We start from the raw sequence: 13,228 nt of genomic DNA, 5'->3' as shown, positions 1-13,228 counted from the left end.
ATGGTCCCCGTCGGTGGGTCGAGGTCCCTCGCCCCACCGTGCCCTCGGGGGGAGGGAAGGAACCGAAACACGATGCCCGTACCCGTACCGCGGCAGAGAGCGATCCCGGCCGTGGAGTGCGGTCAGGCGCACGCCGCGTCCGCGCCCAGCGGACCGTCCGGAGAGGGGGCGGCCTTGAACGCCTCGGCCCTGGCCCCTGCAGACAAGCCGAACACGCCCGGCCCGCACGGCGACCGCGCCACGGGCCCCGCGGGCCTGCCCGGCCCCGCCGCACAGCCCGGCGGCCCCACCAACCTCACGGTCCTGCTCATCGAGGACGACCCGGCGGGTTCCCTCAACGTGCCCGAGCTGCTCGACTCCACGGGCAAGCCGATCCGCGTCCGCACCGCCCGCAACCTCACCGAGGCCCAGCGGCTGCTGACCGACGACGTCAACTGCATCCTGCTGGACCTGGCCCTCCCGGCCCCGCCGCGCCCCCCGGACGCGGACCCCGAGGCGGCCGACCGGCCCGAGGACGAACTCTCCGTCCTCAAACACGTCCTGCAACTGGCCCCCCGCCACGCCGTCCTGGCCCTCACCGACTCCGGCGACACCGAACGCGGCACGGAGGCCGTGCGGGTCGGAGCACAGGACTACCTCTTCCGGGACGAACTGGACGGCCGACTGCTGAGCCGCGCCATCCGCTACGCGGTGGAACGCAAGCGGTCGGACACGGCCGAGCGCCGGCTCACCGAGTCCAAGCTGCGCGCCCAGGAGAACGCCCGCCTGGAGCGCGGCCTGCTGCCGACACCTCTCCTGGAGGGCTCGTCGCTGCGGTTCGCCGCCCGCTACCGGCCGGGCCGTTCCCGCGCCCTGCTCGGCGGCGACTTCTACGACACCGTCCGCACCCCCGACGGCACCGTGCACGTGATGATCGGTGACGTCTGCGGGCACGGCCCGGACGAGGCGGCGCTCGGCGTCGAGCTGCGGATCGCCTGGCGGGCGCTGACGTTCGCGGGGCTGTGCGGCGACGAGCTGCTGTCCACGCTGCAGCGCGTCCTGGAGCACGAACGCGAGAGCGACGAGATCTTCGCGACGCTCTGCACGGTCGACATCGCCCCCGACGGCCGCCGCGCCGGCCTCTGCCTCGCCGGCCACCCGGCCCCGCTGATCGCGCGCCACGGTCGCGGCATCCGCCCCACCCCGCCGGCCGAGTTGCTGCCGTACGACAACGGCGGTCCGGCGCTCGGCCTGCTGCCGAACGCCCGCTGGCCGCGTACGCAGATCGAGCTGGGCGCCGCCTGGAGCCTGATGCTGTACACGGACGGCCTCATCGAGGGCCGGATCGGCCAGGGCAAGGAGCGGCTGGGTCAGGACGGCATGGTCGAGATGGTCCGCCGCCAGCTCGCCGCGGGACTGCGCGGCGAGGATCTGCTGCGCGCGGCGGTGAACGAGGTCCGCGACCTCAACGGCGGCGAACTGACCGACGACGTGGCGGTCCTTCTGCTGGACCGGGAGGTCTGACCTCCCCGGAGGTCAGCGGCCGCCGTTGTACGGGCCGTACGGACCGTCGCTGCTGGAGCCCCGGCTGCCGCCCCGGCCACCGCCGCCGGAGATCTGGCGCACCGCGGGACGGACGTCGACGATGTACACGATGCTGGCGATGAGGCCGATGATCGGCAGGAACGACAGGATCGGGAACAGCAGGCTCACGACGAGCGCGATGCCGAGGATGATCAGCCAGAACACCTTGGTCTGCTTGTCCGTCGCGCGGAACGCGTCCTCCCGCCGGAACGCGGCATCGATCAGCGCGAATGCGGCGAGTGCGATCACAGCGAGCTGCAACAGCCCCATGAACCCCGCGAAGCCGCTCATCAGCATGGTGCCCACCACCGCCCGTTCCGTTCACGCATCCGCATACCGACTGTCTCTCCTACGCGGCCACCGTACCCGTAGAACGGGCCGGCCACCCCAAAGGTGCCCGGCCCGTTCTCCGTACCGCGAAGTACCGCGCGGGTACCTCCGAGATACCGCGCGGGTACCTCTCGCTCTGTCGCCGACCTCTCCGTCGGCTATGTCGCCCACCGGGCGGCGCGCCCTGCCGACTACTTCGCGGGCGGGGTGGTCTTCTTCGCGGCCGGCGCCTTGCGGACCGGAGCGGCCGGCTTCTTCGGGGCGGCCTTCTTCGCGGCGGGAGCGGGGGCGGCCTGGGCCGGAACGGGCTTGGCGGCGGCCGGCTCGTCCTTGACCTCGACCGGCTTGGACTTGGGCTCGACGGCGATCGCCAGCTCCTCGATCTCCTCCGCGGCCTCGCCACGCCAGGTCTTCACGGCCTGCTCACCGTGCTCGGCGACCTTCTCGTACGTCTCCCGGGCCTTCACGGCGTACTCGGCGGCGACGCCGACACCGCGCAGCGCGAGGTCCTGAGCGGACTCGCCGAGCTTCTTCAGGTCGGTGTCGAGGGTGCCGATCAGCTCGGTGACCTTGGTCTGCAGGGTCTCCTGGGTCTCCTTGACCCGCGCGGTCGCCTTCTCCTGGACGGCCTTCGGGTCCGTCTGGCGCACGGCGTCGATCCGGGCCGGCGCCTCGGCGCGCAGCTGCTCCACGATGCCGGGGACCTTCTTCGCCTTCTGCAGGGCGAGGTCGGCGGTGCCGGCGGCGAAGTAGAACGGCGTCGGGTCGGTGACGGCCTTGCGGATGTCGTCGGTGATGGCCATGGTGCTGGTCCTCCGGGTTGCTTGCAGCTGAGGGTGGGTGTGGTTCCGGTCCGCGGACGGTGACTCCGGCGTCGAAGCCGCCGACGTCGTCGGGGTCGTCGACGTCGTCGGGGTCGTCGACGTCGTCAACTCGCCGTCTGCCGTGGACCGGCATCGTCGCCGTCACCGGCCGCGTGCGGGGCACGGCCGGGGGCCGGGGGTGCTTCCGGGTCCGTCTCCGCGCCGGGGCCGAGGTCGATGTCGATCTCGAATCCGTTCTCCTTGCGGAAGGACTCGTAGATCTGGAGCAGCACCTGCTTCTGCCGCTCGTTCAGCGTGGGGTCGGCGAGGATGACGGCGCGCGTCTCCACCTCGTCACGATCCCGCTCGGCGTCGAGGATGCCGGCGCGCACGTACAGCGTCTCGGCGGAGATCCGCAGCGCCTTGGCGACCTGCTGCAGCACCTCCGCGCTCGGCTTGCGCAGCCCGCGCTCGATCTGGCTCAGATACGGATTGGACACCCCGGCGGCATCGGCGAGCTGCCTGAGCGACAGCTGCGCGTTCCGCCGCTGTTCACGCAGGTACTCACCGAGATTGCCGACGTTGAGCGATGCCATGCCTCCACCATGCCCCACCCCCGCTAACTATTGCAAGCACCCGCTTGCAAAAGTGCGCTAGACCACTCGCGAGGGCTCGTGACGGCTCTCGACGGGTGTCGGCCGCCGCTCGCGGCAGGCTTCGTCCAGCCCTGGACGGCAGCGCAGTGACGAGGGGGTACGTAAGGGTGAAGACGCTCTCGGAGATGACCGAACGCGAGTGCTTCGCCCGTGTCGGCCGGCGACCTGGCATGTTCGCCGGGAAGACCTCGGTCCCCATGCTGACCCTGGAGATGACCCACCGCTGGTCACGGCCTCGACGTGGTGCACCTTCACAGAGACCGGACAACGGGTGCCGGGCGCCCCGCGCTCCCATGGGTTTCCGTGGTTCCTGCCGCCCTCGTCGGCTCCCTCGGCCTCCCTCGCCCGCGTCGGCTCCCGTGGCCGGATAGTTCGGGGTGCCCCGGGGGGATGGGGAAGCATGAGGCATGCGTCCGAACGACTGGCACCTCACCGCCGACGTCCATGACTTTCACGCCCGGGCCGGGGACTTCCTGCGGTCGCGGCCCGCTCTGCACACCATGCCGCTGACCGTGACCGAGAAGTACAGAACCGAAGGGGTGGCGCCGCAGGACGGCTCCGCGGGCCCCGTTTTCGGCCGGCTGGAGAGCGCGGGCGAGGTCCGGGCGGCCTTCCTGCAGCGGACCCCGGCCGGTTCCCTGAGCGTCACGTCCCTCACCCACGAGCAGGCCGACGCGCTCGCCGTGCGTCTGGCCGAGCTGAAGCATCCGGTGCCCGGCGTCGTCGGGGACCATGACTCGTCCACCGCGTTCGCCGAGGCGTGGCAGCGGCGGACAGGTGCGCAGCCGGTGCCCGGCATACGGCTCCATCTCTACCGTCTGGGCACGCTCACCCCACCTGAGCCCTTTCCCGAGGGCCGGGGGCGGGCCGTGGGCGAGGAGGACCGGGAGCAGCTCATCCGCTTCTGCCGCGAGTTCTGCGTCGACGTCGGCGAGCAGACCTCCATCGACCTGATCGACGCCGGCTCCTGGGCCGACTCGCGCTTCGCCGACCGGCACTTCACGTTCTGGGAGACCCCGGACGGCACCCCCGTCTCGACGGCGGCCAGGACCTCGGTCGTCGGCGGGATGAGCAGGGTGGATCCCGTCTACACCCCGGCCCGTCTGCGGGGCCGGGGCTACGCGGGCGCCGTCACGGTCGAGGCGAGCCGCGCCGCGCTGGCCGCGGGCGCGAAGGAGGTCGTGCTGTTCACGGACCCCTGCAACCTCACCAGCAACGCCCTCTACCGGCGCCTCGGTTACGTCCGGCTCACCGACTTCACCGTGTACGAGTTCCCCTCCCGGGCATAGGAGACACGCGGCCGGTCGCCGACGGCGGTGGACAGGGGTCCCGCGAGCGGCAGACTTGCCTCATGACCGCCGCCGCGCCGAACGCCAAGGCTGACCTCCACTTCTACCTGCAGTCCGCCCGCGACGCCCTGCTGTGGAAGCTCGACGGGCTGTCGGAGTACGACATCCGACGCCCGCTGACGCCGACCGGCACCAACCTCCTGGGGCTGATCAAGCACACGGCCGGTGTCGAACTGGGCTACCTCGGCGACACCTTCGGGCGCCCCTCGGGCGAACCGTTGCCCTGGCTCGACGGAGACGCCGAGCCCAACGCGGACATGTGGGCCACCGCCGACGAGTCCCGCGCGGACGTCGTGGGGCTCTACCGGCGGGCCTGGGCGCACGCGGACGCGACCCTCGACGCACTGCCGCTGGACACCGTCGGCAGGGTGCCGTGGTGGCCCGACGGCAAGGACGAGGTGACGTTGCACCACGCCGTGGTCCGCGTGATCGCCGACACCCACCGGCACGCCGGCCACGCCGACATCGTCCGTGAACTCATCGACGGAGCCGTCGGGATGAACGAGGGCAACACGAGCATCCCGTCGAGCGATTCGGCAGGGTGGGAGGAGTACCGCGGCCGCCTGGAACACGCGGCCGCGGAAGCCGAGCGAAATGCCTGACCGGCCGGTGAGGCAGGTCATTCCTTTCCCGCACACCACTCCCTCTCCCAGAACCAGCCGCAATTCAGGCTGAATACACATTGCCCGGCCCCCGCCCCTCCCCTTATGGTGGGCACATGACTGCCGGGTCGGCCTTGCGCCGTGAGTGGATCGGTTGCCCGGCCTCCGAATGAGGCCGGGGCGGGCGAGGAGCCCGCCTGCTGAAGTCGCGCGCACCGAACACCGTTCTCCTTCGTACGAGTTCGCCTCGCCTTCGTACGAGTTCGTCGAGTTCCTCAGCGGCACGCCACTGATGCCTGCCCGTCGGCCTGTCTGCCTGCCGTACGCCGAGTTCCTTCGGCGTCGCCCGACATCGCTCGACATTCCTCGGCATTTCCTCGGTGTTCCACGACGTACCCCGGGCGCGCCCATCACGCCCTCGCGCGCGCCGAATCAACCGCACGCACCACGCATTCAACGCCGACACCCATTTCGGTCGGCCATTCGCGGACGCGCGCTGCGGCGATCACCCCTGCCCGAATTCCGTGCCCCTTCCCGTCGCACGGCCATCAACGGAAAGCAGAGAATGCCCAACCCTTTCAACCAGCAGATCATCGACGAGTTCCGCGCCCGCCACGGCGAGGTGGGCGGCCCCTTCGAGGGCGCCCGGCTGATCCTCCTCACCACCACCGGCGCCCGTACCGGCAACCGGCACACCACTCCCCTCGGCTACCTCCCCGACGGCGACGGCACGATCCTGGTCATCGCGTCGGCCGGAGGGTCGCCGAAGCACCCCGACTGGTACCGGAACATCACGGCCGAACCCCGTGTCACCGTGGAGAGCGGGGCGTTCACCTACGAGGCCGAGGCCGTCGTACTGGAGGGCGCGGAGCGGGACCGGGCGTTCGCGCGGGCGGTCGAGGACGAGCCGGGCTGGGCGGAGTACCAGGCGAAGACGGACCGTACGATCCCGGTCGTCGCCCTGCGCGAGGTCCCCGCGTCCGGTCCCCCGCACATCAACGCCGGTTCCATGGGCGAGGCCATCAAGGTCGTCCATGACGCCTTCCGCCGCGAACTCGCGCTGATCAAGAAGGAGTTGACCGCGAGCAACGGCCGGCCCGGCCTCGGTGCGCAGCTGCGCGTCAACTGCCTCACCTTCTGCCAGGGCCTCCACAACCATCACACCGGCGAGGACATCGGGCTCTTCCCCCACCTCTCCGAGCGCCACCCCGAGCTGGTCCCGGCCCTGCCCCGCCTCCACGAGGAACACGAGCGGATCGCCGCGCTCTGCGAGGAACTGCGCCGGGCCGTGACGGCCGAGAACGCCGCCCCCGACGCCGTACTCCGCGAGGTGGAGCGCCTCGTCGCCGAACTCGAAGCCCACCTCACGTACGAGGAGGAGCAGTTGATCCCGGTGCTGGACGCCATGGCGGTACCGACGGCGCCCTGAGCGGCGGAGCAGAGGAGGGGGAGGGGCGCGGCAGCGGGCGCGCGTGCCTTTCCGCACCGCCGGTGAGCGGCGCGCGAGCCCCCTGGGGGGAGGGAGAACGGACTCGCGTCCGCGCCGCTCACCGGCACCGCTCACCGTAGCCACGACGTCGATCACCAAGGTGCCGGTACGGTCATGACTCCGCCGCCTTCCGGTAACACGATCACCGGCCCCCTCCGCCGCCGGCCGACGCCCCCGCCCGCCGTCCGTGCCCCCACCCGGGGGAACCCGCTCACCAGGGCAGCGCCCGCGCGTGCACCACGTCCAGCCGGGACACGGCCCGTGTGAGCACGACGTACAGCCGGTGCAGTCCTCGCCGCTCCGCCGCGACGATCGCGGCCGGCTCGACGACCACGACATGGTCGTACTCCAGCCCCTTCGCCTCCCCGGCCCCCAGCACCGCCACCCGCGTACCGGGTTCACCCGGCCCGCCGACGGTGATCCCGGCCGCGCCCAGCGCCTCCCGCAGCCGTACGACGTCGGGCCCGTCGGCCGCGATGACCCCCAGGGACCCCTCGCGGGCGAGCGCGTCCCGCACGGCGGCGACGGTCTCGGAGACGGTTTCCGGAAGGATTCCGGATACGGCCCCGGCCTCGGCCTCGGTCCCCTCCACTCCCCTGATCCGCAGCTCCCCGTCCCTCCGCAGGGACCGAGCAGCGGGCACCTCGACTCCCAGGCGTCCCAGCAGCCCGTTCGCCAGCCCCACGACGGCCTGCGGCACCCGGAATCCGGTGGTGAGCGGAACGACGTGGGCGTCCGGCTTGCCCAGGTGGGCGAGGAGTCCGGGCCAGTCACGGGCGGCCCACGGGGTCGTCCCCTGGGCCAGGTCGCCGAGGACGGTCACCGAGCCGTAGGCCGCCCGGCGGGCGATCGCACGGCACTCCATCGGGGAGAGGTCCTGGGCCTCGTCGACGACGACGTGGCCGTAGCCCTCCGGGTGGGCGAGCAGGCCCGCGACCTCGTCGAGGAGGACGAGGTCGGCGGCCGACCAGCGGGCCGACCGCCACGTACGCGGTGGCTTCGCCCAGCGCAGGGCCTTCCGCTCCCCCGCGTCGAGAAGCCCCTCCGCCGCGCCGGCCGACGCGTCCGGGTCCCCGAGCAGCCCGGCCACCACCTCCTCCGGCCGCACCTTCGGCCACACGGCGTCGACGTACGCGCCGACCGGCCGCGACCACGAGATCCGGTACACCCAGGCGTTCGGCCGGGGCCCCGCCCGCCGCTCCGCCTGCAGCTGCAGCAGCCGCACGACCCGCGCCCGGACGCGCTCCCGCCCTACGTCGTAGGGCAGGTCCTGCGCCCGTACGTCCGCCACGATCCGCCGCAGCTCGTCCCCGGAGACCCGCCAGCGGTACGAGCCCTCCGCCAGGACCAGGGAGTCGAAGCGATGGCCGTCGCCCGCGACCCTCGCGTACAGGACCCGGCGGAGCATCTCCGCCATCCGGGCGTCGTGCTTCACCACCGCCGTGCGCTCGTCGTCCTCCGCCGTGACCGGGTGCCGGGCGATCTCGTCCGTGACCGTCGACTGCCGTACCCCCGTCTCGCCCAGGGCCGGCAGCACCTCCGCGATGTAGGAGAGGAAGGTGCGGTTGGGGCCGAGGATCAGCAGTCCGCCGCGGCGGATGCGCTGGGGGTACGTGTAGAGGAGGTACGCGGCGCGGTGCAGCCCGACGGCCGTCTTGCCGGTGCCGGGGGCGCCCTGGACGCAGACGGAGGTGCCGAGGTCCGCCCGCACGAGGTCGTCCTGCTCCGGCTGGATGGTGGCGGCGATGTCCCGCATGGGGCCGACGCGGGGCCGATCGATCTCGGCGGCGAGCAGGCTCCCTGGGTGGGCGGCGGCACGGTCGTGTCCGGGGCCGCGACGGTCCAGACGCTCGTCCTCCAGCCCCGTCAGGTCGGCCGAGCCGCCCCGGCTGCCCGGCGCCCAGCCGAAGCGGCGCCGGACGGCGACGCCCCGTGGATCCCGGGAACTCGCCTGGTAGAAGGCTCGCGACACCGGCGCCCGCCAGTCGACGACGAGCGGTGGCACGGCCGGGGCCTCGCTGATCCGCAGGCGTCCGATGTGGTAGCTCTGCCCGGCGTGATCGGCGTCCGTGTGGTCGTCGAAGTCGAGCCGCCCGAAGAACAACGGCCCGTCGGGCAGCTCCCGCATCTCCTTCGCCCGGCTGCGCAGCCGGTACCCGAGCACTTCGGCGTCCGCCCCCGACGCGGAGACGTCCTCCCCGACGACCACCTGCTCCCCCGCGCCGTCGACCATGGCGGCGAGGGCGGCACGGCAGGTGTCGTGGTAGGCGCGCTCGTCGGCGAGCGTGCGCCGGAGTGCGGGGTCGGGTCCGGGGTCGCAAGCGGGTCCGACGGCGGGTTCGAGAGACGTCATTCCACCCAGCGTACCGAAATAACGTAACCGAGTTACATTCTTTACCGAGCCTCACACGGAGCGAGGGCGTCCTGGGGCCACCCGAACTGCCTCCCGAGTGGCCTCCTCAGACCGCCGCGCCGCCGAGCGGAAGCGCCCCCTCCAGCCGTCCGAACACCCGCTCCGCGGCGGCGACGGCGTCGCGTTCGACCTCCTCCAGCGGCTCTCCCCGCTCGACCCGCCGCCGGTTCTCCTCCGCGAGCACCCGCCGTACGGCCACGATCTGCCCGGCGGCGACCCGCGCGTCGAGACCGCCCCCGAGCACCTCGGCGAGCGCGGCCTCGGCCCGCTCCAGATGGCCGTACGCCCGCGCGACCAGCGACGGTGTCCCGTAGAGCAGCCGGTGGAACGCGAGCACCTGCGGATGGTCGTTCAGCCCGGTCACCGGGTCCCGCCGCGCCAGCCCCGCCAGGAAATGCGCCCGCACGGCCCCCACGACCGACTCCCCCTCGGCCCGCCCGGCCACCACCCGCGCCGTCTCGTCCTCGTGATCGGCGATCCGGTGCAGCACGAGGTCCTCCTTGGCCGGGAAGTACCGGAAGAGCGTCGGCTTGGAGATCTCCGCCGCCGCGGCCACCTCGGCCACGGACACGGCGTCGAACCCCTTCTCCAGGAACAGCCGGATCGCGATCCCGGACACCCGCTCGTACATCCGCCGCTTCTTGCGCTCACGCAGGCCGGTCTCACTCATGCGGTCGAGCCTAAGCACCGCCGGCGTCGGACCGCAGCCACCGGGTGAGCGCCGCCTCGATCGCCGACACGCCGGGCACCTCCTCGACACCCAGCGGGTCCGCGCCTCTGCTCAGCACGTCCCAGACCGTCCAGCTCGCACGGCGGAGCAGGGCACGGTGGGCCGTGCGATCGGCAGGGACCGCGACACGGAGCTCCTGCGAGGTGCGGATGACGTCGGTGAACACCGACTGCGCCTTCTTGTAGCCGAGGAGCTTCGGCAGGTCCTCCCGCCAGCCCAGGGAGGTTCCCGACCGGGCCTTCTCCACGAGCGCACACCAGCGTTCCGTCAACCGCAGTTCCTGCTCCGGCGGATAGCGCATCAGGTAGAGATGGGTGGCCAGGTCGTACAGCGGGTCGCCGAACATCGCGAGTTCCCAGTCGATGACCCACAGGCGCCGGTCGCGGTCGACGATGAGGTTCTCCCGGTGGAGATCGGCATGGAGCAGGCAGAAGGGGCGATCACGCAGGCCGGACACGTGCTTTCTGAGCTGCTTGAAGGAGTCGGGGTCCAGGTTCAGGTCCTCGAACAGGCGGCCGTACTCCGGGAGGTTGTCCCGGTAGACCTTGTCCTCGGTGAAGCAGATGAGGCGGTCGAGGAAGCCCGCGCTGTCGCCTTCCCGCGCACGGTCCCGCCGCTCGCACCTCCGCTTCACCAGAAGGGACCGCGGTCTGACGTCGGCAAGTTGCCGGAACAGGGTGAGGATCTGCTCGAACTCCTTGTCGGGGACCGCCGTGCCGGACGGGTGCAGCGCCCCGAGCGTCTCGCCCTCGACGAACCGCTGGAGGACGGTCCCCTCGACCTCGATGAGGTCGGGGATGTTGTCGATGCGACCGTGGAGTTCGGTGAGCAGACGCTCCTCCGAGTCGAAGCAGCGCCGGTCGAACCACAGCAGACTCTCGCGCGGCTCGCGGCACTTCCAGCGTCCGCCTTCACCGACGCGGGCCTCCGGGGGCAGGCGGAAGACATAGGTCTCGTGGTGGTAGCCGCTGAGGGGTCCCTCCACCACACCCGGATCGGCGCTCATCTCACCGGCGCGGCGCCGCCCCGTGGAATCCGATTCAGCTGGCATGGCCCGTTCTCTCGCCGTGGTCGCACCCGTGCGGAAATCCAGAAAGTGGAGGCACGGTACTCCCTTGTGGGCGAGCATCGTGGCAGAAGCGGGGCTTTGGCACGTGGCGGTCCACCGGTTGAACGCACCCGCGCCCGGCCCCGTACCGCCACGCATCGCACGCCTGCCCGAGGTGCCCCACGCACGGGTGGCCGGCCGAGCCCCGGGGCGGGCGGACCTCGTGGTTCAGGTCCGGCCCGGAAGAAGCGTGCGCAGCACGTCCAGCACCGGCTTCAGGGAGTTCACCGTGCGGGACAGGGGGACGCCCGCCTCGCGGAGTGCCTTGAGTTTGCGGTCGTTCTGGGCGTAGCCGAGAAAGGGGACTCCGGCCTCCCGGGCCGCCTCGAAGTCCGTCGGGGCGTCGCCGACCATCAGGGAGCGGGACGGATCGGCGCCCATCGCGTTGAGCGCCTGGCGCAGGATGTGGGGGTGCGGCTTCATCAGGTCGAGGTCGCGCGTGCGGCCGTACATGTAGGGGAAGCACTCGGTGAGGCGACGGGTCTCGATGTAACGGGCCGCCGCGAGCGCCGAGTTGTTGGTCGTGATGGCGAACGTGGCCCGCCGGGACCAGGTCCGGATGAGCGGGTCGGCCCAGCTGGTGGGGAAGGCCTTCGGCGCGGCGGTCAGCTCCTGCTGGGTGAGCCACTGCTCCAGGTCGACGATGAGGTCGCTGCTGGGGTGGCGCCGGCCCAGACCCAGCAGGACGACCTGCGGGTCCGACGTGCCGCGCTCGCGTTCGGTCAGCAGGCCGCCCAGCCCGCGCCGGTCGATCAGCTCCACCAGATCGCGCGCCACCTGGTGCGCGGGATGCCCGGAGAACAGTCGGCAGATCGGTCCGTCCAGGTCCCAGAGCACATGGCGGACGGGAGTGATCAGTTCTCGGAGGGGCTCTGTCTCTGCTGTCACCGGTTCGGTCTGCGTATCAGGAGTCACTAGGAGAGTGTCAGGTCCGTCGTGATGGTTTCCCAGAGGGCGTCGAACCACTGCTGGGACTGTTCGACGAAGGCCGCGTCGCGGGGCCCCGTCTCCTTCTCGAAGGAGAAGAGGAGGGACTGCGTGCCGAAGGCGTCGTACATCTGCAGCGGGCCGTTCTCCATCTGCTCCTCGCGCTGCATGAGCATGTAGTAGGCGATCAGGGCCTCCTGGCCGTTGAGGAGGTACAGCTTCACGGGCGGGGTGAAGGGCAGTGCGCGGAAGGCTACGCGGACGTCGAGCTGGTGGGAGGTGCGCAGGGCCTGGAGGTTGTGGCGCAGTACGCGGATCTGGGCGTTGCGCTGGTCGAGCCAGCGTTTGTGGACCGGGTCCTCGTCGTCGGCGCCCCGCCCCTCCACCGGCACCGGGAAGGCCAGGTTGATCTTCCGGGAGGGCAGGAGGATGCGTACGTCGACGGACTGGGGGCGGATCGTGCCCTCGTGGATGCGGCGGACCGGCTCGCCGAGGGCCAGCATCAGGGTCTCGGCGGTGAGGCAGGCCGCGTCGATCCGGACGTGCGGCGCGGAGAAGGCCGCGGCGAGGCGGGGGCCGAGGCCCACCATCGTCGGCTGCGGTTCGTCCCTCGCGGGGTGCACGGCCTCGGCGACCCGGGGCGGACTCCCCTTGCTCACGTTGCTCAGCAGTCCGTCGTCCTGGAGGGCGCGCAGCGCCTGACGGACGGTGCCGCGCTCCACACCGAACTCCTCCGCCAGTTCGGCCTGGGTGGGCAGGCGCTCGCCGGGCCTGAGTTCGCCGCCGCGGATGCGTTCCCGCAGGGTGTCGGCGATCTCCTGGGACGAGAGCTTTCTGCTGCCGTTCACTGCAACGTTCTCCTGAGTCACGACCAAACGGTACAACTCTCACCCATCTTTGGGGAGTTCACCGCAAGGTGGTTATAAACATTGACCAAATGGGAACCATTTAAACGAAGTTGGCTGCCAACTTGGTCAAGTTGGCAAAGGTCTTGATTCCCACCGGCCCCCGGTCACCGCCGCACGGCACCCAGCCCCTCGGAGGAGGTACCACCATGCCCGCTGCCCTCGCCCTCGCCTCCGCCCTCGTCGTCGTCGCCCTCCAGCGATTCGTCGAGTGGCGCTACGGCACCATGGGAGCCATCGGCCTGCTGTTCCTCACGATCGGGCTGAAGGCGAACAACCACACGTGCAGCTCGATCGGCGCGGTCATCCTCGCCCTGATGTTCGCCGGTCCCGCGATGTGATTCGCCGGTCCC

At 71.5% G+C, this 13,228-nt stretch carries 13 protein-coding genes; 5 read left to right on the top strand and 8 right to left on the bottom strand.

The window, feature by feature from the left end:
* Window positions 1-72 precede the first annotated feature (72 nt).
* Complete coding sequence (locus SCAB_RS23795) at window positions 73-1,503, top strand: PP2C family protein-serine/threonine phosphatase (RefSeq protein ID WP_037726119.1); 1,431 nt, start codon at window positions 73-75, stop codon at window positions 1,501-1,503.
* A 12-nt stretch (window positions 1,504-1,515) separates the two neighbouring features.
* Here SCAB_RS23795 and SCAB_RS23790 read toward each other — a convergent pair whose 3' ends face one another.
* From SCAB_RS23790 to SCAB_RS23780, 3 genes are all read right to left on the bottom strand, one after another.
* A complete protein-coding gene (locus tag SCAB_RS23790; RefSeq protein ID WP_037726297.1) occupies window positions 1,516-1,860 on the bottom strand; it encodes a DUF2516 family protein in 345 nt (114 codons plus the stop codon).
* Window positions 1,861-2,084: 224 nt separating this feature from the next.
* Window positions 2,085-2,696 carry a hypothetical protein gene (locus SCAB_RS23785; RefSeq protein ID WP_013002618.1) on the bottom strand — a complete coding sequence of 204 codons (612 nt, stop codon included), beginning with the start codon at window positions 2,694-2,696 and terminating at the stop codon, window positions 2,085-2,087.
* A 125-nt stretch (window positions 2,697-2,821) separates the two neighbouring features.
* Window positions 2,822-3,292, bottom strand: a complete 471-nt coding sequence (locus tag SCAB_RS23780) for a helix-turn-helix domain-containing protein (RefSeq protein ID WP_013002617.1) — start codon at window positions 3,290-3,292, stop codon at window positions 2,822-2,824.
* A 467-nt stretch (window positions 3,293-3,759) separates the two neighbouring features.
* Between SCAB_RS23780 and SCAB_RS23775 the strand changes: the two genes are divergently transcribed.
* The 3 genes from SCAB_RS23775 to SCAB_RS23765 all read left to right on the top strand — a co-directional run bounded on the left by SCAB_RS23775 (window position 3,760) and on the right by SCAB_RS23765 (window position 6,732).
* A complete protein-coding gene (locus SCAB_RS23775; RefSeq protein WP_013002616.1) occupies window positions 3,760-4,641 on the top strand; it encodes a GNAT family N-acetyltransferase in 882 nt (293 codons plus the stop codon).
* Window positions 4,642-4,703: 62 nt separating this feature from the next.
* Window positions 4,704-5,303 carry a DinB family protein gene (locus SCAB_RS23770; protein WP_013002615.1) on the top strand — a complete coding sequence of 200 codons (600 nt, stop codon included), beginning with the start codon at window positions 4,704-4,706 and terminating at the stop codon, window positions 5,301-5,303.
* A gap of 565 nt (window positions 5,304-5,868) precedes the next feature.
* On the top strand, window positions 5,869-6,732 hold the full coding sequence (locus SCAB_RS23765) for a nitroreductase/quinone reductase family protein (RefSeq protein WP_013002614.1): 864 nt from the start codon (window positions 5,869-5,871) through the stop codon (window positions 6,730-6,732).
* A 271-nt stretch (window positions 6,733-7,003) separates the two neighbouring features.
* On the opposite strand, the gene SCAB_RS23760 is transcribed toward SCAB_RS23765, so the two are convergent.
* The 5 genes from SCAB_RS23760 to SCAB_RS23740 form a co-directional block, all read right to left on the bottom strand.
* Window positions 7,004-9,145, bottom strand: coding sequence for a HelD family protein (locus tag SCAB_RS23760; protein WP_041669551.1), 2,142 nt, complete (start codon window positions 9,143-9,145; stop codon window positions 7,004-7,006).
* 106 nt (window positions 9,146-9,251) lie between these two features.
* Window positions 9,252-9,875 (bottom strand): TetR family transcriptional regulator, encoded by a 624-nt coding sequence (locus SCAB_RS23755; protein WP_013002612.1) that lies wholly within the window; start codon window positions 9,873-9,875, stop codon window positions 9,252-9,254.
* Window positions 9,876-9,885: 10 nt separating this feature from the next.
* Complete coding sequence (locus tag SCAB_RS23750; RefSeq protein WP_013002611.1) at window positions 9,886-10,986, bottom strand: phosphotransferase; 1,101 nt, start codon at window positions 10,984-10,986, stop codon at window positions 9,886-9,888.
* A 225-nt stretch (window positions 10,987-11,211) separates the two neighbouring features.
* Window positions 11,212-11,931 (bottom strand): HAD family hydrolase, encoded by a 720-nt coding sequence (locus SCAB_RS23745; RefSeq protein WP_037726125.1) that lies wholly within the window; start codon window positions 11,929-11,931, stop codon window positions 11,212-11,214.
* A gap of 26 nt (window positions 11,932-11,957) precedes the next feature.
* Entirely contained in the window at window positions 11,958-12,818 is an 861-nt protein-coding gene (locus SCAB_RS23740) for a GntR family transcriptional regulator (protein WP_041669548.1), read from the bottom strand.
* Between the two features lie 206 nt (window positions 12,819-13,024).
* On the opposite strand from SCAB_RS23740, the gene SCAB_RS23735 reads away from it, so the two are divergent.
* Window positions 13,025-13,216 (top strand): hypothetical protein, encoded by a 192-nt coding sequence (locus SCAB_RS23735; RefSeq protein WP_037726128.1) that lies wholly within the window; start codon window positions 13,025-13,027, stop codon window positions 13,214-13,216.
* The last annotated feature ends 12 nt before the right edge of the window (window positions 13,217-13,228 follow it).

The sequence above is a fragment of the Streptomyces scabiei 87.22 genome, assembly GCF_000091305.1.
Lineage (GTDB): Bacteria > Actinomycetota > Actinomycetes > Streptomycetales > Streptomycetaceae > Streptomyces > Streptomyces scabiei.
The sequence above is the reverse complement of the archived record's forward strand: the minus strand, read 5'-3'. Positions and strand labels throughout refer to the sequence as shown.